Raw genomic sequence first — 19,067 nt, 5'->3', positions numbered from 1 at the left:
GGCCCCTGAGGCTGCGCGCCGCCGTGGCCGCATGAAACTGCTGTTCGTGCTGCTGATCTGCGCGCTGCCGATCATCGTGTCCTACATCACGTTCTATATCGTCAAGCCGGATGGCCGCACGAACTACGGCACCATCCTCGACGCGCGCACCTTGCCGATTCCCGAGATGGCCACCACCACGCTCGACGGCAAGCCGCGCACCCTTGCCGACCTGAAGGGCAAGTGGGTCATGCTGCGCGTTGGCGGCGGCGCCTGTGACGACGAGTGCCAGCGCCAGCTGTACGCGATGCGCCAGTGGCGCACCATGCAGGGCAAGAACATGGACCGCATGGAGCGCGTCTGGCTGATCACCGACAACGAGCCGCTCGATACCGTCCTGATGCGCGAATACGATGGCATGGAACTGCTGCGCGCGCCCGCCGCGACGGTGGCGCAATGGCTGCCGGTCGCGCCGGGCCAGAAGATGGGCGACCACATCTACCTGATCGACCCGCTCGGCAACCTCATGATGCGCTTCCCCTACCAGCCGGAACCGGGCCGCGTCTACAAGGACATCGCCAAGCTGCTCAAGGCCTCGTCCATCGGTTGAGCCTTACAGCTAGCGCTTCACAGTCACAGTTAAAAGAAACACATGGATCTGTCTTCACTGCTTCACCTGCTCCTGATGGGGCTGCTTGTCGCCAGCCTGCCGCTGGCGATCGTCTGGATGTCGGCCGACCCCAATAAATACCGCAAGCTGGTCTGGGTGATGGTGTTCCTTACCTTCGACCTGATCGTGTTCGGCGGCTTCACCCGCCTGACCGACTCGGGCCTCGGTTGCCCGGACTGGCCGGGCTGCTATGGCGAAGCCAATCCCTTCCTGGCCCATGAGCACATCGCCGCCGCCGAAGCGGCGATGCCGACCGGCCCGGTGACCGTCGCCAAGGCATGGATCGAGATGATCCACCGCTACCTGGCGATGGGCATCGGCGCGCTGATCCTGGCGCTGCTGTTCACCTCGGTCAAGCAATGGCGCCGCACCCATAACGAGGTCTTCAAGCCGGCCATGCCGCTGGCGCTGCTGGTCTCGGTGCTGGTGCAGGGCGCCTTCGGCGCCTGGACCGTCACCCTCAAGCTGCAGCCGGTGATCGTCACCATCCACCTGTTGCTGGGCATGATGCTGCTGGCGATGCTGGTATGGATGGGCTGCCGCGAAGACTATCTGTTGAAGCCGCCGCCGCTGGCGCGCGGTATGGAGCAAATGCGCGATCTCGTGCGCCGCCTGCGCGGCCTGCGCATCCTGTCGCTGCTGGCGGCGGTCGTGCTGGTCACGCAGATCGCGCTCGGCGGGTGGGTGAGCACCAACTACGCCACCATGGCTTGCGACACCTTCCCGCTGTGCCAGGGCGCGCTGGTGCCGGAACTCGACTTCGAGCATGGTTTCCACCTGTGGCGCGAGCTGGGCATGACCAAGGAAGGCCATTACCTGCCGTTCTCGGCCCTGGTGGCGATCCACTGGGTGCACCGGGCGTTCGCGCTGGCGGTGGTGCTGGTGCTGGGCCTGGCGGCCTGGCGCGCCTGGCATCTGCCTGAGGTAGGCACGACCGCGCGCCGGCTGTTGCTGGTGATGGTCGTGCAGCTGTTCACCGGCATCGCCACCGTGTATTTCGACTTCCCGCTGGCGATCGCCGTCATGCATAACGCCGGGGCCGCCCTGCTTGTCATTCTGGTGACCATGTTAAACTACCGGGTGAAGTTCCAACTCGACGCGGCCCGCGCCGCTCCGGCGCCCGAATTTGGCAATGCCTTGTTGCGCCAGCAAGCACCCTAAATGACGACCCAGACCGCCATCCACAAGCCTCCGAGCCGGTTCTCGCAATACTGGACCCTGACCAAGCCGCGCGTGACGCAGCTGGCGGTGTTCTGCGCCGTGATCGGGATGTTCCTCGCCACCGACGGCTTCCCCGGCTGGCAGACGCTGGTCGCCGGCACGGTCGGCATCTGGCTGCTGGCCGCCGCCGCCTTCGCGGTAAACTGCCTGGTCGAGGCCGAGGTCGACGCGCGCATGGCGCGCACCGCGCGCCGCGCCACCGCCTCGGGCGAGCTGAGCCAGTCGCAGACGATCACTTTTTCGGTCGCGCTGGGCGGCCTGGGCATGTATATCCTGTACACGCTGGTCAATCCGCTGACCATGTGGCTGACCTTCGTCACCTTCGTCGGTTATGCCTTCATCTATACCTTGCTGCTCAAGCCGAACACGTCGCAGAACATCGTGATCGGCGGCCTGTCGGGCGCCATGCCGCCGGCGCTGGGCTGGGCCGCGGTGGCCAATGAGGTGCCGATGGAAGCCTGGCTGCTGGTCCTGATCATCTTCATGTGGACCCCGCCGCATTTCTGGGTGCTGGCCATGTACCGGCGCGAAGATTACGCCCGCTCGGGCCTGCCGATGCTGCCGATCACCCACGGCATGAAATTCACCGGCCTGCAGGTGTGGCTGTACACGATCGGCCTGGCCGCGACCACCTTGCTGCCGTTCGCGGTCGGCATGAGCGGCCTGATCTACCTGGCGGCGGCGGTGCCGCTCAACGCCATCTTCCTGCGCCACGCTTGGCGGGTGCATCGCAACTACAGCGATATGGCGGCGCGCAAGACCTTCACCTGGTCGATCGTCTACCTGTCGCTGCTGTTCGCGGCCTTGTTGGTCGACCATTACTTCAGGTTCTGACATGAAAAAATTCTTGAGCGTAGTGGGGTTCACGGCCGTCGCGCTGCTGTCAAGCGGTTGCGAAAAATTGAGCGACAAGCCGCCAGCCTTCCACAACACCGACGTCACCGGCGTCGACTACGCCAAGGGTTTCGCGCTCACCGACCACACCGGCAAGCCGCGCACCCTCGAAGACTTCAAGGGCAAGGTGGTGGTGGTCTTCTTCGGCTACACCCAGTGCCCCGACGTCTGCCCGACCACGATGGCCGAGATGGCCACCGTGATGAAGGAACTGGGCCCGTCGAGCGACGACGTGCAGGTGCTGTTCATTACCGTCGACCCCGAGCGCGATACGCAGGAGCTGCTGTCGCACTATGTCCCGGCCTTCGACAAGCGCTTCATCGGCCTGTACGGCGACGCCGCCGCGACCGCCAGGGTGGCCAAGGAGTTCAAGGTGTTCTACGCCAAGGTGCCGGGCGCCGACCCGGGAAGCTACACGGTGGACCACACGGCCGGCAGCTTCGTGTTCGACAAGCAGGGCCGCCTGCGCCTGTTCGTGCGCCACGGCCAGGGCCCGGCGCTCATCGCCCACGACCTGCGCCAACTGCTATGATGATGTAAACATCATTCATGACAGGACGGCATGGAAGCGCGACCCGGAAGAAACTATACCCGCATCGCCATCGTCGTCCTGCTGACGCTGGGCTGTCTCTATGTCTTGCGTCCCTTCCTGCCGGCCATCCTGTTCGCCGCCGCGGTCGCCATCTCCACCTGGCCCCTGTACCTGCGCCTGCTGCGCGAACTGCGCGGCCAGCGCACGATCGCGGCGCTGACGATGACGCTCACCCTGACCCTGCTGTTCATCATCCCGCTGTCGATGGTGGCCTACAACCTGGGCGACGACGTGGCGCGCGGCTTCAACGAATTGCGCGTCCTGGTCGAGCACCGCGAACTGGCGCCGCCGGCCTGGATCCGCGACATTCCCCTGCTCGGCGAAACGATCGACACCTACCTGCACGACCTGATCGCCAGCCGCGAGCAGATGCTGGCGCTGGCCCAGCGCATGATCGAGCCGGCCCGTATCTGGCTGGTCAAGGGCGGCATCATGCTCGGGACCGGCGTAGTGCAGATGAGCCTGGCGGCCTTCGTCAGCTTCTTCCTGTACCGCGACGGCAATGCGCTCTTGGCCGTGATCGCGGTGACGATGCGCAAGGTGATGGGCGAGGGCGCCGAATCGATCCAGCACACGGTCAGCCAGACCGTGCGCGGCGTGATGTACGGCCTGCTCGGCACGGCGCTGGCCCAGGCGCTGGTGGCGGCGGTCGGCTTCGCGATTGCCGGGGTGCCGGCGGTGCCGCTGCTGTCGGTGCTGGTGTTCCTGACGTCCCTGATTCCGCTCGGCCCGCCGCTGGTGTGGGGCGGTGCGACGCTGTGGCTGTTCGCCCACGGCGAGACGGGCTGGGCGATCTTCATGGCGATCTGGGGCACGGTCTTGATCAGCGGCGTCGACAACGTCGTGCGGCCGATGCTGATCAGCCGCGGCAGCAGCCTGCCGTTCCTCCTGACCCTGCTCGGGGTGCTGGGCGGCGTGATCGCCTTCGGCTTCGTCGGCATGTTCATCGGGCCGGTGCTGCTGGCGGTTGGCTATTCGCTGATGAGCGAATGGACCGGGACCGAGGATCCGATCGTTAAGCACGAGGGGGATCATGCTCACGAATAGCTGGCAATTGTCGGAGATTTTTACAGTGCGATCCCTGTGTCGGGATAAATGGTTAATTTCATTGAGCTAATTTAGTTGGCGCGAATTTTGCTATGTTGATTGTTCCATAACAAATATAGGGATGATCATGAATAAACGACTGACCGGCGCTTTGGGCGCGCTGCTGCTGGCAAGCGCGCTTCCCGCCAAGGCCGGAAGCATCGTTCTGGATTTCGAGGCATTCATTTCGCACAGCCAGATCGGGGATTTCTATAGCGGTGGGCGCGATAGCCACAATCGCCAAGGCTACCATGACTACGGTCTGAGCTTTCGCAACGAGTATGTCATGCATACGCCGCGCGGCGCCTTCCTTGGAGGGCCAGTGGAGCTGACGATTGACCCAGCCAAGCTGCGCGCAGCTCTGGGCAGCGACAAGTACTACATCTCGTTTAACGCAGCGCGCTATGACGTCGATGGCGGCGGAGTGAATGTGTTGTTCGAAGATGGGTTTTACGAACCATACACTTGGGTCTCCGGCAACGGTAACCCTTACTGCCCGACCAACCCGAGTTTCTGCGGCTTTCCGCATCTTGGGACCATGGGTAGCTATCGTGTCTATTCGGCATATGGCGACGCGATGGCCACACATATCAGCTTCAATACTGATCGCCTCGATAACCTCCAGTTCCACGCCTACACAGGCGGCGAGTTCATCCTTCCGCCACCAATCATCGGCGTGGAGCCGCTGGATCGCGTGATTCCCGAGCCGGCATCGATGGCTTTGTTGGGTGTGGGCATGCTGGGCTTGTTCATCCGCCGTCCGCGGTCTTGATGTCCTGCTTCCGGTCGGTTGTATCCGGTGCCGGAAGCGGCTTCGTCCAGAATCAACAGGTTCCCAGCTTCCACACCAGCTTGTCCCTGCCTTTTTCCAGCAACAGCACCTCGACGCCGTTCTTCACCGAGCGCGTGATCGTCACCGAACGCCCGAAATAGCCGTATTCGGTCTTGAGCGCATCCCTGCTCTCGCTCTGCCTGACCTCGGCGCGGTCGATCTGCAGCCGCAGGTTCTGCAGGATCTGGGCGTCCGGCCAGCGCGCCGACAGGGCGACGTGGCGGGTGCGGTCGTCGCCGTTGGCGTCGGGATAGCGCCGCTCGCAGGCGGCGGCGACGCCCGCATGCATCAGCGAAGCCAGGCACAACAGGCCTGCAGCCAGCCCGGGAAGCATGGAAAACCGGATGGTCATGGATCGTGCCCGAAGTTCACAAGCGCTCATCGTAACAGCAGGCGAAGCTGCTCGAAATCGATCGGCTTGGTCAAATGGTGATCGAAGCCCGCGTCCAGCGCCAGCGTGCGGTCCTTGTCCTGGCCCCAGCCGGTGGCGGCAACGAGCGTGATGTCCAGGCCGGACGGCAGGGCGCGCAGGCGCCGCGCGAGTTCGTAACCGTTGTAGTCGGGCAGCCCGATGTCGAGCAGGGCGACGTCGGGCGCGAATTCGGCCGCGACGTCCAGCGCGGCGGCCGCGGTGTGCGCCATACGCGTCTCGCAGCCGAACAGTTCCAGCGCCAGCGCCATGGTCTCGGCGGTGTCGAAGTTGTCGTCCACCACCAGCACCCGCCTGGGCGAGACCGGCGCGGCCGGTTCCGCGGCGGCTTCCGGCGCGGCGCAGCCAGCGACCAGCGGCAGGCGCAGCGTGAATTCGCTGCCCAGGCCGGGCCCGGCGCTCTCGACCAGGATCGCGCCGCCATGCAGGTCGACGATGCCGCGCGCCAGCGCCAGCCCGATGCCGAGCCCGCCCCTGGCCCGGTCGAGGGCCGGTTCGAGCTGGGCGAACATATTGAAGACCGCGCCCAGCGCGTCCGGCGGAATGCCGATGCCGTTGTCGCGCACGCGCAGTTCGGCGTGCCCGTCCGCGCAGGTGAGTTCGACGTCGATCTGGCCGCCGTCCGGCGTGTACTTGGCGGCATTGGCCAGCAGGTTGATGACCACTTGCGCCAGGCGCGTGGCGTCGCCGTCGACCACCAGCGGCGTGTCGCCAACGGACAGGCGCAGCGTATGGCGCGCCGCCGCCATGGCCGGGGCAATGTCCTGCGCCGCGCCGCGCACCAGCGGCGCCAGGTCGACCGCCGTGCGCCGCAGCCGCATCCGGTTCTGGGTGATGCGCGAGACGTCCATCAGGTCGTCCACCAGCCGCGTCAGGTGGCGCAGTTGGCGGTCGAAGGCCTGCAGCAGGCGCTCGTCGGCGCCGCTGCCGTACTTGAGCTTGAAGACGTCGACCGCGCTGCGCATCGGCGCCAGCGGATTGCGCAGCTCGTGCGACAGGGTGGCCAGGAATTCGTCCTTGCGGCGGTCGGCCGCCGTCAGTTGCAGGTTGAGCGCCTGCAGCTGCAGGTCGGCCGCGCGCTGGGCCTCGAGCGCTTCCTCGGCCACCTTGCGCGCGCCGAGCAGGGCATGTTCGTAGGCGTGGCGTCCGCTCGACCTGAACACGGCCCAGTGGTCGAGCCAGGCGCCGTCGGCGCCGGGATGGCGCACGATGTTGAGCAGCACTGGCAGGTGCCGGCCGTCCAGGGTGAGCAGGTCGACCTGGACTTCGTTCACCGCGCCTTCGCGCTGCAGCAACGGCACGCAGCGGGTGTGGTGGAACAGGCGGGCGCCTACCGACAGCAGGTCGTGGAAACGCAGCTTGCCGGTCAGGGCATCGGATGGCGCGCCGAGCCAGGCGTGGAGGGTGGCGTTGGCGCGCACGATCATGCCGCCGGCATCGGTCGCCAGCAGCCCGCACGCCGCCTGCTCGTAAAACGCATCGACGGCGGGCAGGGCGGCGTTCATCGAAGGTCAGCGCAGCGTCTGCGCCAGGAAAACGTCGATCGCGCGCGAACTGGCGGTCGGCGCGCTCATGTGCGGGCAGTGGCCGACGTTGTCGATCACGGCCAGGCTGCTGCTGGGCAGGTGCCGGTGCAGCCACTCGCCGACCGTGCGCGGCGCGATCAGGTCGTCGCTGCACTGCAGGACCAGGGCCGGCACGGTCGACTTCGGCACATCCGGCCGGTGGTCGGACAGGAAGGTGACGCAGGCGAAGTGGCGCGCGATCTCGGGATCGTTGCGGCAGAAACTGTCGGTCAGTTCCTGGCGCAGCTCGGGCCGGTTCGGCGCGCCCATGATGGCCGGGGCCAGGCTCCGCGACCAGCCCAGGTAGTTCGCTTCCATGGTGTCGAGCAGCTCGCCGATGTCTTCGCGGCTGAAGCCGCCGACATAGTCGCCATCGTTGATGTAGCAGGGGGAGGGGCCGATCATGGCCTGGGCGGCGAAGCGCCCGGGCGCCGCGATGGTGGCCAGCATGCCGATCATGGCGCTGACCGAGTGGCCCACCACCACGACCGGTCCGGTGGCGAACTCTTCCACGACCTCGAGCAGGTCGTCGGCATGGCCGTGCAGCGACGCGTACCTGGCGCGGTCGTAGGCCGCCAGGTCAGAGCCGCCGGAGCCGGTCAGGTCATAGGTGATGACGCGGAACCGGTCCTGGTAGCAGGGCGCGAGGAAGCGCCACATGGTCTGGTCGCAGCCGAAACCGTGGGCAAACACCATCGTGGCCGCTCCCTGGCCGGTCACGTGGACGTTGTTGCGAGTCTTGACGGACATTTAATGCCTTCTAATATTTTCACGCAGCCATGCACTGAAAATAACATTTTTTGTCTGCAAAGTCAGCAAAGGCAGCATGCAATCAGGGTGGAAAGGGGCGTAAACGTTTCAATCGCGCTCGTCGTTTTCATTTGCGCGGGTCAATTGCGGTATGACTTTGACCAGCAAAATACGTGGCCCGTTCATTTTCTTGACCACGACGTCGAAATGCGGGAACGCGATGCGCTGGCCCTGCTTCGGGATATCGCCCAGCTTTTCCATCAGCAGGCCGCCGACCGATTCCACGTCTTCCAGTCCCATCTGCTCGTTGTCGATGTCGATCCCGAGCAGGCGTTCGAGCGAGAAGATCGGCAGGCTGGCCTTGCCGATATAGGTGCCGTCGGTCTGCTTGAGCCAGTCGTTTTCGTTCATCCGGAACTCGTCGCGGATCTCGCCGACCATCGCCCCCAGCAGGTTGTCCAGGGTGACGAAGCCGACCGGGCGCTTGCCCTTTTCGCCGATCAGGGCGAAGTGCGGCGCGCCGCCGCGGAAGCGCCGGAAGATGTCCTGGGCCGGGGTGCGCGCCGAGATCGACTCGACCGGGCGCAGGAACTGCGTCAGGTCGGTGACCGGGCGGCCCGCCTGCAGCGCGAAATACAGGTCCTTCAGGTGGATGATGCCCAGCACTTCCTCGCCTTCCTCGTCGAAATACGGGTAGCGCGAAAAGCGGTTGCGGCGCACGGTTTCCAGGTTTTCTTCCAGCGAGCGGCTGGCGTACAGGGCGCTGACCTCGTTGATCGGCCGCATCAGCTCGGATACCTGCAGCGTGCTGAAGTCGAGCGACTGGGCCAGGATGTTGCGGTCGTCCTGGGTGATCTGCTCGCCCGGCGTGGTGGTGTTGGTATTGGTGCGCAGGATGAGCTTGAGCTCGTCGAGCGAGTAGTGGGTGTCGTGACCGCCGGCGCCGGCCAGGCCGGCCATGCGCAGCACGGCGTTGGCGCTGGCATTGAGCACGGCGATCGCCGGGTACATCGCCCAGTAGAAGCCGTACAGCGGCATCGCGCACCACAGGGCCACCGATTCCGGCAGCCGGATCGCGAGCGACTTGGGGGCCAGTTCGCCGACCACGATGTGCAGGAAGGAGATCACCGAGAAGGCCACCACGAAGGACACGCCGTGGATCAGTTCCTCGGAGGTGACGCCGAGGAAGGCGAACACCGGCTCGAGCAGGCTGGCGAAGGCCGGTTCGCCGACCCAGCCCAGGCCCAGCGAGGCCAGGGTGATGCCGAGCTGGCAGGCCGACAGGTAGGCGTCGAGCTGGCCGTGGACCTTGGCCAGGATGCGTCCGCGCAGGCCGGTGGTCTTGGCGATCGCGCGCACGCGGGTCTTGCGCAGCGTGACGATACTGAACTCGGCCGCCACGAAGAAGCCGTTCAGCGCCACCAGGAAGAAGGCGAGAACGACAAATAAAATGTTTTCCATACTGGTTTTGTATTAACAAAAGGCAAAGCCAGGGGTCATTGTACAACCTGACTTGTCTTTATTCCCTGTCAAGCGCTTCCTTGTGCACGGCGGCCAGGATGGCCTCGACCGCCGGATGCTTGATCTTGCGTTCGTTCGAGATCGCATAGAAGTGCTCGCGCACCTCGGGCACCCGGCCCACCAGCTCGGCCCCGAGCTGGACCTTGATGTCGGCCACCGGCGCCGCCGGGGTGAAGAACAGGCCGAGTCCGCGCCGCCCGAAGGTATTGAGCAGGGCGTTGTCCTCGAACTCGCCGACCACGTCGGGCCGGATCGCATGGCGCTCGAACCAGTCGTCGATCTTGCCGCGCAGGGCATTGTTCCGGGTCGGGAGCAGGATCGGGGCGCCGTGCAGCGAGGCCGGGAAATCCTTGCGGTAGTTCTTGGCCAGGGCCGGGGCGCCGACCACATACATCTCGTTCTCGGACAGCAGGTGGCTGAACACGCGCAGCGTGGTCCCGGTCGGCACCGCGCGGTCGGTCAGCACCACGTCCAGCTTGTGCAGGGCCAGGTCGCCCAGCAGGGCTTCGTACTCGTCTTCATGGCACACCAGGCGCACCGGAATGGCAAGCTGGGTCGTCACCTCGAGCATGCGGTAGGCCGTGAACTTGGGCAGCGAATCCGAAATGCCCACCGCGAGCCGGATGCGGGCGCTGTCCGAGGCGTCCAGCGCTTCCTGCATCTGCTCTCCCAGAAGAAAGATCTGGTCGGCATAGGACAGCGCCAGGCGACCGGCCTCGGTCAGGTTCAGGCGCCGGCCTTGCTGATTGAACAGTGCTTTGCCAAACGCCTGTTCAAGCAAGGTAAGCTGTGTGCTGACAGTCTGGATCGCCAGGCCAAGGCGCTCGGCGGCGCGCGTGATGCTGCCTTCCTTGGCAACCACCCAGAAGTAATAAAGGTGACGGAAATTGGGTGGCGCGTGGTTCATGGCTTCTGTTTTTCGGAAGTAATATTTCGATTATCTTCGCTTTTTCAATAAGCGCCAAGCTTTTACAATATAGCTCGCCGACACTGTTGGCGTATAACTTTTATAAGAGGGAAAAACTTATGAAGTACTTTACCTGGTCATTCATCGTGACCGCAGTCTGTCTCGCGCTCTCCGCATGGTGGGGCTTCGAGCATGGCGGCATGAGCGCCGCGTTCACCGCGCTGGGCGTGGCGGCCATCCTGGCGGTGATGGAAGTCTCGCTGTCCTTCGACAACGCCGTGGTCAACGCCTCGGTGCTCAAGGGCTGGGACGAGTTCTGGATCAAGCTGTTCCTGGGCGTCGGCATCATCATCGCCGTGTTCGGCATGCGGCTGGTGTTCCCGCTGGTGATCGTGGCCGTGGCCGCGGACCTGGGCGCCGTCGAAGTGTGGAACCTGGCGCTGACCGATCCGAAGGCGTTCTCGACCCACCTGACCAACCACCACGCCGAAGTGGCGGCCTTCGGCGGCATGTTCCTGCTGCTGGTGTTCTTGAACTTCATGCTGGACGACGAGAAGGAAACCCACTGGCTGGGCAACTTCGAAGCCAAGATCGGCGCGCTGGGCAAGGTGTCCTCGATCGCCGTCATGATCGCGATCGCCGCGCTGCTGTTCAGCATGACCTATGTTGAAGAAGCGCAGAAGATGGTCGTCCTGATCGCAGGTATGTGGGGCATCCTGGTCTATGTCGGTGTCGACATGCTCAGCAGCATGCTGGAAAAGAGCGAGTCCGAAGCCGGCGCCGTCGGCGACGCGGTCAAGAAGGGCGGCATCGGCGGCTTCCTGTACCTCGAAGTGCTGGATGCCTCGTTCTCGTTCGACGGCGTGATCGGCGCCTTCGCGATCACCAGCGACGTCGTGATCATCATGCTGGGCCTGGCGATCGGCGCGATGTTCGTGCGTTCGATGACCGTGTTCCTGGTGCGCAAGGGCACGCTGGACGAATATGTTTACCTGGAGCATGGCGCGCACTACGCGATCGGCATCCTGGCCGTGATCATGCTGGCGAGCATGAAGTGGCACGTGCCCGAGCTGATCACCGGCGGCGTCGGCGTGGCCTTCATCCTGGCTTCGCTGTGGAGTTCGCTGCAGTACAAGAAAAAGCACGCGGCGCTGGAAAGCGGTGCGTAAATGACAAATGACCGCTCCTGCCGGAGCGGTCCAGAATCCGCGGCGAGTGGCTGAACACCAGCTCGCTGCGTTTGCACCCCGGTGTTCATTAACTAGGAGAGTCTCATCATGGCAATCAGTCTGCAAAAAGGCGGCAACGTCAACCTGTCGAAAGAAGCCCCGGGCCTGACTTCGCTGAAAGTCGCCCTCGGCTGGGACGTTCGCGCAACCGATGGCGCAGCCTTCGACCTCGACGGCGCGGTGTTCCTGCTCAATTCGTCGGGCAAGGTACGTTCGGACAGCGACTTCATCTTCTACAACAACCTGAAGTCGGCCGACGGCTCGATCGTCCACTCGGGCGACAACACCACCGGCGCCGGCGAAGGCGACGACGAGTTCGTCACCATCGACCTGACCAAGGTGCCGGCCGACGTCGACAAGGTCGTGCTGGGCGTGACCATCCACGACGCCGAAGCCCGTCGCCAGAATTTCGGCATGGTCGGCAAGGCCTTCATCCGCTGCGTCAACAACGCCACCAACCAGGAAGTCGCGCGCTACGACCTGTCGGAAGACAGCTCGACCGAAGCGGCGATGATCTTCGGCGAGGTGTACCGCAACGGCGCCGACTGGAAGTTCCGCGCGATCGGCCAGGGCTTCAACGGCGGCCTGGGCCCACTGGCCCGCAACTACGGCGTGAACGTTTAAGGTAATGTAGGGGCGGTTCAAGGAACCGCCTCATGAAAGGAAGCCAAATGCCAGTTTTTACCGTGACCGGGGACGTCGATCCCTTCCTGCACGTGTCGATGAAGCAGGGCGAGACCATCTATTGCGAATCCGACGCGATGGTGATGATGGAATCGACCCTCGATCTCAAGGGCAAGATGAAGGGTGGCCTCGGTAGCGCGCTGATGCGCACCTTCGCCAACGGCGAGTCGTTCTTCCAGCAGCACATCGAAGCGACCCGCGGCGAGGGCGACTGCCTGCTGTCGCCAACCCTGCCGGGCGCGATGCAGATCGTCGACGTCGGTCCGAACAACTACATCATCAGCGATGGCGCCTTCGTCGCGGCCACGTCCGGCGTGGACCTGCGGGTGCGCACGCAAAGCCTGGGCAACGCGCTGTTCGCGCAGAGCGGCGGCTTCTTCGTCACCGAGACGGGCGGCCAGGGCCAGGTGGTGGTGTCGGGCTTCGGTTCGATGTCGGTCCTGGAGGTCGAGCCGGGCAAGGATGCGATCATCGACAACTCGCACGTGGTGTGCTGGGACAGCACCCTGCGCTACGAAATCTCGATCACGACCGGCACCAGCGGCGGCTTCCTGGGCAACCTGATCAACAGCCAGACCAGTGGCGAGGGCATGGTCCTGCGCTTCTCGGGTCGTGGCAAGGTATATGTGTGTTCGCGCAACCGCACCGCATTCAAGGCCTGGATGCAGGCGCCCGCAAAATAAGGAGCTATAACAATGTCAGTCAATCTGCAAAAGGGACAGAAGATCTCCCTGGACAAGGAAGCCGGTGGCGGCCTCTCCCGCGTGACCATGGGTCTGGGCTGGGACGCGATCAAGTCGAAGGGCTTCTTCGGCTTCGGCGGCGGCAAGTCCGAAGCCGTCGACCTCGACGCCTCGGTGGTAATGTTCGACGAGTCGAACCGCCCGATGGACGTGGTCTGGTTCCGCCAGCTCAAGAGCCGCGACGGCAGCATCTCGCACTCGGGCGACAACCGCACCGGCGCCGGCGATGGCGATGACGAGCAGATCAGCGTCGACCTGAACGCCGTGCCGGCGAACGTCAAGGCGCTGGTGTTCACCGTGAACAGCTTCACCGGCCAGAACTTCTCGACCGTCGAGAACGCCTACTGCCGCCTGATCAACGCAGCGAACCAGCAAGAGGTGGCGCGCTTCAACCTGTCGGTGACCGGCTCGCACTCGGCCCAGATCATGGCCAAGCTGTACCGCCACAACGGCGAGTGGAAGATGCATGCGATCGGCGAGAACGGCACTGGCCGGACCTTCGACGATCTGATGCCGCAGATTACGGTGCACCTGTAACCGGCTTTTTCGCCAAACCACCGAACCGGGGCCGAGGCCCCGGTTTTTTTATTGTTCGGGCATGCCGTCGCAAATGTAACGGCAGAGCTTTTCGGAATCGGCTTCGTACTTGTCGATGACCGATTCCTCTTCATCCTTGAGCAGCGCCAGCTTCTTGGGATCGGTTTCTGCATTCTTCTTCCGGTCAAGTTCGGCGATCTTGCGCTGGTAGGCTTCCCGCTTTGCATCGGACGGGCCCACCTCGGCGCAGTTGCGCATGCACTGCGACCTGGTGTTATAGGTTTTCTGGGCAAACGCGGTGTTCGACAACATGCATGCCAATGCACACAGCGCGACAATCTTTTTCATGTGTTTCCTTTCCGGTCATAAGCTGGTTTCGAAACGCACCACGATGCGCGCGTGGCTTGCGTTCCAGGCCGAGAGGCGGACGATGCTGTCCTGCTCAAGGTATTCGTCGATGCGGGCCTTGCGCTGGGCCAGCAGGTTGTCGAGGTTGAGCCGCAAGACCGTGGTCTTGCTGACGTTCCAGCTCGCATTCAGGTTCAGCACGCGCCGGCTCGATTCGTAGACGCGCTGGTTGACGCTGCTGCGCACCCAGTCCTCGGGCAGGTAGCTGGCATCGAAGCCCAGTTTCACGGGCAGCGACTGCAACGCATAGCTGCCGCCCAGCTTGGCGCGCCAGGGCGACTGCCCGGCAATGCGGTTGTCGGGACCGGGCAGGTCGCTGAGGGTCGAGTCGGCCAGGCCGATGCTGCCGGAGAGTTCCAGGTTCGCCAGCGTTGACGAGAAATCCTTGCCCGCCAGGCGCGCTTCGAGGTCCAGGCCGCGTATCCGCGCCTGGCCCAGGTTGGCCTGGCGGATCACGTAGCGCGGCACGCTGGCCCAGGGCACGTCCAGCAGCGCGACCTCCTGGCCGTTCTTGTCGCCGACGTCGCGCACATGGAATTCCACGCTGACCTCACTGTCGCGGCCGAATCCGTGCGCATACGACAGGTTCAGGCCGAGCGCGCGTTCCGGTCGCAGCGCGGGATTACCGCTGCTGTCGGCCAGGTCGATGCCGTTGGCGCCGCACAAGTCCTGGGCCGGGCATGGCGCATATGGATTGATCGTGGGCCGCAGCAGCATTTCGTCGAAGAAGGGCGTGCGGTAGCTGCGCGCCAGCGAGGCCCTGAGCTGGCGCTTGCGATTGCCGCCAATGCGGTGCGAGACATGCGCCGACGGCGACCACAGGTCGAATCGCGGACGGTTGTCGACCGGACCCTCGACCAGGCGGTAATGGCGTCGTTCGCCCGACGCGCCCAGGTTGACGGCCCAGCGCCGGTTGATCCGCCATTCGTCCTGGATGAACAACCGGACGCTGGTCAGGCGGGATGCCGTTTCCGGCCCCAGCACGGCCAGGCTGGGGTCTGGACGGCCGTCGACCAGGTCGGTATGGCTGCTGTCGCTGTCGTTGCGCGCGAACCTGGCGCCGGCGCTGATCCGGTGGCCATCCTCGGTCTCCAGGGCGTAGTCGAGGTCGAGGAAGTAGTTGCGCGTGCTTTGGTCCTGGTCATTGACACGCTGGCGCGGGCCGCCCGGCGACCATATTTCGTCCCGGCGCAGGCGGCTGTCCGAACGCGAGCCGCTGGCAAGAAGCTTGACGGCCAGGCTGCTGTCCGGGTCGATCTTCCAGTTCCACAGCAAGGGCAGGTGCAGATTGTTCGTGGGGCTCGTCCCGGTCTGGTTCGCGAACGAGGTCGGGCCGGACAGCCAGCGCCGCTGTTCCTGGCTGTCATTGTCGGAGTTGGCGCGCGCGATTTCCGGGCTGAAGGTCAGCGTGTGATCGGCATCCAGGGCCCAGGCCAGCACACCGCTCGCACTGATCGATTCGAACAGGCCCGGGGTATGGGCCTCGCCTTCGTACTCACGGGCCACGCCCGAGCCCGGCCGTTCGCGGGTCTGGACATAGCTGCCATTTGCGGTGGACAACCTGCGCCAGCGCGACAGCATGAAGGTATGGCTGAAGTCATCGCTCACGCCGGTGGTCGACCAGGTCAGGTCCATGCCCTTCCTGCCGCCCTCGGTGCGCACATTGCCGTGCAATCTGGACGACGTCTTGCGCTGCGCCTTGCGCAGGACGATGTTGATGGTGCCGGCGATGCCGAACGGCCCGGTGGCTGCGGTGGTGGTCTTGGCGATCTCGATGCGTTCGACGCGCATCAGGTCGATGTTCATGTAGTCGCCGGTCTGCGCCTGGCCATCGACCAGCACCTGGGTATAGCCGGGCAGGCCGAGCAGGCCGATGCGGCCGCCCTTGTCGACGCTGATCGCGGGCTCGCGCCGGAGCAGTTCGCCGGTATTCTGCAGGCCGCTGTCGGCGATTTTCTTCTGGCCGATGATGATTTTTCCGGCGACGAAATCCTGGCCCGCCTCGACGTCGGTCTGGACGCCGCTGATGACGACTTGCTGGGGTGGCGCGCTCGCCTCGGTCTGGGCATGCGCGCAGGTGCAATACAGGGCTGACAGGCAGGCGAGAAGACGGTGCATCCGATTGAATCCAATACCAAACCGGTCGATCCTATCAACGAAAGTTCGCCGAAAATGCGCCAAATGTCACTGTAGCGCTCACACGTTTTCATGCTTGACAAGGACTGCGGATGCCCTTAGTGTATCAACCAACTAATACACCAATACGCCATGCCCCCCCAACCATCTCAACTGTTCTCGATCGTCCCCGGTTCGACCGATCCGATCTACCGGCAACTGGTCGACCAGGTGCGCCGGCTGGTGGCCGGCGGCCAGCTGGCGCCGGGCGATGCGCTGCCGTCGGTGCGCGAGGTCGCGCTGCAGCTCGCCGTCAATCCGATGACCGTGTCCAAGGCGTATGGGTTGCTCGAGCTGGAAGGCCTGCTCGAGCGCCGCCGCGGCATCGGCATGATCGTCGCCGACCGGCCGGCCGGCAGGGGCGGGGCGAGCGCTGCCGGCGAGCGCCTGGCGCTGCTGCGTCCCACCCTTGAACGCGCCGCGCGCGAGGCGCGCGAGCTCGAACTCGATCCCGACACCGTCCTCTCTCTCTTTACAACCATCCTGAAGGAATCACCGTGACCGCACTCCCGATCCAGTTGCGCGGCGTCGCCAGGCGCTTCGGCAACAAGACCGTACTCGACGGCCTCGATTGGGAGGTCGGACCGGGCCAGGTGATCGGCCTGCTGGGGCGCAACGGCGCCGGCAAGTCGACACTGATGGAATGCCTGCTGGGCCTGCGCGAGATCGACGGCGGCAGCATCGCGCTGTTCGGCGAATCGCCCGCCGCGCTGTCGGACGCGACCCGCGCCCGCATCGGCTACGTGCCGCAGAAGTCCGACCTGTTCGACTGGATGACGCCGCTGCAGATGCTGGACTACTTCAAGGCGCTGTATCCGCGCTGGAACGACGCCAAGGTCGAGGGCCTGCTGGGCCGCTGGGGCATCGATCTCGCCATGCGCAACAAGCCGATCCGGCGCCTGTCGGGCGGCGAGCAGCAGCGCCTGTCGATCATCCGCGCGCTGGCCCACGATCCCGAGCTGCTGGTGCTGGACGAACCGGTGTCGGCGCTCGACCCGGCCGGGCGGCGCGATTTTCTCACCGAGCTGATCGACGGCGTGATCGAGCGCGGCACCACGGTGGTGTTCTCGACCCATATTCTCACCGACCTGGAGCGGGTGGCGCTGGACGTCGCCTTCCTCAAGGATGGCCGCATCGTGCTCGAAGGGGATCTGGACGACCTGCTCGATGGCGCCGCCAGCCACGTGCCGTCCGGCGCGCGCGTGCCGTCGAACCTGGAAGACCTGTTCATCGAGGTGACCCGGTGAGCCCGCGCCTGGCGCTCTACGGACTGCTGTGGCGCTCGGCGCTGGCGCAGGTGCACCCGTATGCCCATCGGCTCGTCGTTTGGCTGACGCCGGTCCTGTCGCTGGTGGCGGCGGCGCTCGCCTGGAAAGTGTACGACCTGGGCACTGGGGCGCGCTGGGGCGCAAACATGCTGTGCAGCTCGGTCCTTCTCACCTGGACCTGGGGCTTTCTGCCTGGCGCCTTCAAGCTCAATTCCCCCGCCAATGCCCAGCTGACACCCGGGGTGCGGGCGCGCCTGCTGGAACTGGCCTCGGCAGTGTGGATGCTGTGCATCGCCGGACTGGCGTTTGCCAATGCAGGCAGCGCGTCGGACGTCGTCCTGCGCGTGGTCTGGTGGATGGTGGCTTCGCTTGGCCTGGCGCTGGCGGCCACCGGCAGCGGCGCCGGATCGGCAGTGCTCCTCGCGATCTGGCCGTTGATGGGATTGCCGTCCGTGATACCGGACCGGGCGTACGCCATGATGGCGCATCCGGCCTTCCTCCCGCTGCTGGCGGCCCTGCTTTTGCTGCCCGGGCTGGCGGCCATGCGCGTGATTCTCGCGCAGGCGGGGGACCGGCATTGGCAGTTGCTGGAAAAGCGCACGGTATGGCGTGACAGGAACGCGTTCAAGCTCCGCGGGGAGAACGGTTTGCTGCTCTCGTGGCAGGCATACTCGCTGCGCCTGGCCGGCAAGCGCCGTGACCTGGGCGCCATGCTTTTGCACGGCAGCGGCCCCGGCCTGCCATTGGGCGTGATCGCGCTGAGCATTGCCGGCATGGGCCTGTTCGGGCTGCTGCTGGTCGGCTTCATGCGCCTGGGCGGCTACCCCAAGGCGGCCGAGCTCGCGCTGGAGATGGGCTGGATGTGGAGTCTGCTGCCATTGCTCCTGTTCCAGTTGCACACGAACTTGCTGGCGAACCTGACGGACATGCCTGCTGGCCAGCCTCTGCTCAGGCTGGCGCCGGCGATGCCCGCTACCGCGCCGCGGTTCAATCGCTTGCTGGCCTCGACGGCATTGCGCAGCAGTCTGGCGGCCTGGGGCATGGCGGCGGCCACGGCGCTCCTGTGCAGCTTCCTGAGCGGCGCCGGCGCGGATGAGCTGCTGCTGGTGGCGAGCCTGTGTGGCCTGGCCCTGCCGGCCCTGGCCTTGCCGCTGCGCGACCATGCACGCCGCCCACGCTGGAATCCGGTTCTGCAGTGGCTGACGGTGTTGGCGCTGGCGGGCGGCTGCCTGCTGGTCGCACTGCCCATCGGGCGACTTCTGGAATTGCCGGTTTTTCCGACTGCGGCTGGCCTTGCCACCCTGCTGACGGCTTTCCTGGTGTCGCGCCGCTACCGTTCGACACTTCGCGCGCCGTTCGCTTTTCCCGCCGGAAGGCTGGATTGACGGGGGATGGGTCATGTCGCACGATGTGATCTGTTCATTAACCGAGTTGCCGAAGGGGATAGATCGATCGTTCTTTTTGTTGCTGAGCAACAACCGGCCCACTGGCACTTTGATACTGAACTTCGGTTTTTGCTGAAAAAAAGTCGCACTGAAGATAAGGTTTCGCTGTTGTACTTACTCATAAAAAAAAC

The 19,067-nt window shown here is 64.8% G+C and carries 20 protein-coding genes; 13 read left to right on the top strand and 7 right to left on the bottom strand.

Features of this window, described 5'->3' with window-relative positions:
* The first annotated feature begins 31 nt into the window (after nt 1–31).
* From ABIB42_RS18035 to ABIB42_RS18010, 6 genes are all read left to right on the top strand, one after another.
* Complete coding sequence (locus ABIB42_RS18035) at nt 32–589, top strand: SCO family protein (RefSeq protein ID WP_312486629.1); 558 nt, start codon at nt 32–34, stop codon at nt 587–589.
* A gap of 42 nt (nt 590–631) precedes the next feature.
* A complete protein-coding gene (locus tag ABIB42_RS18030) occupies nt 632–1,810 on the top strand; it encodes a COX15/CtaA family protein (protein WP_005668127.1) in 1,179 nt (392 codons plus the stop codon).
* Nucleotides 1,811–2,704 (top strand): heme o synthase, encoded by an 894-nt coding sequence (gene cyoE, locus ABIB42_RS18025; protein ID WP_005668129.1) that lies wholly within the window; start codon nt 1,811–1,813, stop codon nt 2,702–2,704. It begins immediately after the preceding gene.
* A gap of 1 nt (nt 2,705) precedes the next feature.
* Complete coding sequence (locus ABIB42_RS18020) at nt 2,706–3,296, top strand: SCO family protein (protein ID WP_273028197.1); 591 nt, start codon at nt 2,706–2,708, stop codon at nt 3,294–3,296.
* Nucleotides 3,297–3,326: 30 nt separating this feature from the next.
* Nucleotides 3,327–4,403 (top strand): AI-2E family transporter, encoded by a 1,077-nt coding sequence (locus ABIB42_RS18015; protein WP_005668131.1) that lies wholly within the window; start codon nt 3,327–3,329, stop codon nt 4,401–4,403.
* Between the two features lie 127 nt (nt 4,404–4,530).
* Nucleotides 4,531–5,214: a PEP-CTERM sorting domain-containing protein gene (locus ABIB42_RS18010; RefSeq protein WP_005668132.1), complete on the top strand. Its 684-nt coding sequence runs from the start codon at nt 4,531–4,533 to the stop codon at nt 5,212–5,214.
* Between the two features lie 52 nt (nt 5,215–5,266).
* Here ABIB42_RS18010 and ABIB42_RS18005 read toward each other — a convergent pair whose 3' ends face one another.
* From ABIB42_RS18005 to nhaR, 5 genes are all read right to left on the bottom strand, one after another.
* Nucleotides 5,267–5,626 carry a hypothetical protein gene (locus tag ABIB42_RS18005; RefSeq protein ID WP_005668133.1) on the bottom strand — a complete coding sequence of 120 codons (360 nt, stop codon included), beginning with the start codon at nt 5,624–5,626 and terminating at the stop codon, nt 5,267–5,269.
* Nucleotides 5,627–5,652: 26 nt separating this feature from the next.
* Nucleotides 5,653–7,209: an ATP-binding protein gene (locus ABIB42_RS18000; protein ID WP_429248741.1), complete on the bottom strand. Its 1,557-nt coding sequence runs from the start codon at nt 7,207–7,209 to the stop codon at nt 5,653–5,655.
* 6 nt (nt 7,210–7,215) lie between these two features.
* Nucleotides 7,216–8,019, bottom strand: a complete 804-nt coding sequence (locus tag ABIB42_RS17995; RefSeq protein WP_005668136.1) for an alpha/beta fold hydrolase — start codon at nt 8,017–8,019, stop codon at nt 7,216–7,218.
* Nucleotides 8,020–8,127: 108 nt separating this feature from the next.
* Nucleotides 8,128–9,480, bottom strand: coding sequence for a hemolysin family protein (locus ABIB42_RS17990; protein ID WP_005668137.1), 1,353 nt, complete (start codon nt 9,478–9,480; stop codon nt 8,128–8,130).
* Between the two features lie 58 nt (nt 9,481–9,538).
* Complete coding sequence (nhaR, locus tag ABIB42_RS17985; protein ID WP_005668138.1) at nt 9,539–10,447, bottom strand: transcriptional activator NhaR; 909 nt, start codon at nt 10,445–10,447, stop codon at nt 9,539–9,541.
* 119 nt (nt 10,448–10,566) lie between these two features.
* Between nhaR and ABIB42_RS17980 the strand changes: the two genes are divergently transcribed.
* The 4 genes from ABIB42_RS17980 to ABIB42_RS17965 all read left to right on the top strand — a co-directional run bounded on the left by ABIB42_RS17980 (nt 10,567) and on the right by ABIB42_RS17965 (nt 13,640).
* A complete protein-coding gene (locus ABIB42_RS17980; protein WP_184235497.1) occupies nt 10,567–11,616 on the top strand; it encodes a DUF475 domain-containing protein in 1,050 nt (349 codons plus the stop codon).
* 108 nt (nt 11,617–11,724) lie between these two features.
* Nucleotides 11,725–12,300, top strand: a complete 576-nt coding sequence (locus ABIB42_RS17975; RefSeq protein WP_005668140.1) for a TerD family protein — start codon at nt 11,725–11,727, stop codon at nt 12,298–12,300.
* 47 nt (nt 12,301–12,347) lie between these two features.
* A complete protein-coding gene (locus ABIB42_RS17970) occupies nt 12,348–13,043 on the top strand; it encodes a TIGR00266 family protein (RefSeq protein WP_005668141.1) in 696 nt (231 codons plus the stop codon).
* Between the two features lie 12 nt (nt 13,044–13,055).
* A complete protein-coding gene (locus ABIB42_RS17965; RefSeq protein ID WP_005668143.1) occupies nt 13,056–13,640 on the top strand; it encodes a TerD family protein in 585 nt (194 codons plus the stop codon).
* A gap of 48 nt (nt 13,641–13,688) precedes the next feature.
* On the opposite strand, the gene ABIB42_RS17960 is transcribed toward ABIB42_RS17965, so the two are convergent.
* Both ABIB42_RS17960 and ABIB42_RS17955 read right to left on the bottom strand, forming a co-directional pair.
* Nucleotides 13,689–13,988, bottom strand: coding sequence for a hypothetical protein (locus tag ABIB42_RS17960; RefSeq protein ID WP_005668145.1), 300 nt, complete (start codon nt 13,986–13,988; stop codon nt 13,689–13,691).
* A gap of 15 nt (nt 13,989–14,003) precedes the next feature.
* On the bottom strand, nt 14,004–16,166 hold the full coding sequence (locus tag ABIB42_RS17955) for a TonB-dependent receptor plug domain-containing protein (protein ID WP_429248740.1): 2,163 nt from the start codon (nt 16,164–16,166) through the stop codon (nt 14,004–14,006).
* 150 nt (nt 16,167–16,316) lie between these two features.
* Here ABIB42_RS17955 and ABIB42_RS17950 point away from each other — a divergent pair, with 150 nt between their 5' ends.
* Genes ABIB42_RS17950 through ABIB42_RS17940 form a run of 3 tightly spaced genes read left to right on the top strand, consistent with a single transcriptional unit; the run spans nt 16,317 to nt 18,876 of the window.
* Nucleotides 16,317–16,724 (top strand): GntR family transcriptional regulator, encoded by a 408-nt coding sequence (locus ABIB42_RS17950; protein ID WP_005668149.1) that lies wholly within the window; start codon nt 16,317–16,319, stop codon nt 16,722–16,724.
* Complete coding sequence (locus tag ABIB42_RS17945; protein WP_273162553.1) at nt 16,721–17,470, top strand: ABC transporter ATP-binding protein; 750 nt, start codon at nt 16,721–16,723, stop codon at nt 17,468–17,470. The genes ABIB42_RS17950 and ABIB42_RS17945 overlap by 4 nt, the downstream gene beginning before the upstream one ends.
* Nucleotides 17,467–18,876, top strand: coding sequence for a hypothetical protein (locus ABIB42_RS17940; RefSeq protein ID WP_429248739.1), 1,410 nt, complete (start codon nt 17,467–17,469; stop codon nt 18,874–18,876). The genes ABIB42_RS17945 and ABIB42_RS17940 overlap by 4 nt, the downstream gene beginning before the upstream one ends.
* Nucleotides 18,877–19,067: the final 191 nt, after the last annotated feature.

Source organism: Massilia sp. UYP32, assembly GCF_050434365.1.
Taxonomy (GTDB): domain Bacteria; phylum Pseudomonadota; class Gammaproteobacteria; order Burkholderiales; family Burkholderiaceae_D; genus Telluria; species Telluria timonae.
This window is presented reverse-complemented; position numbering and strand designations above follow the sequence as displayed.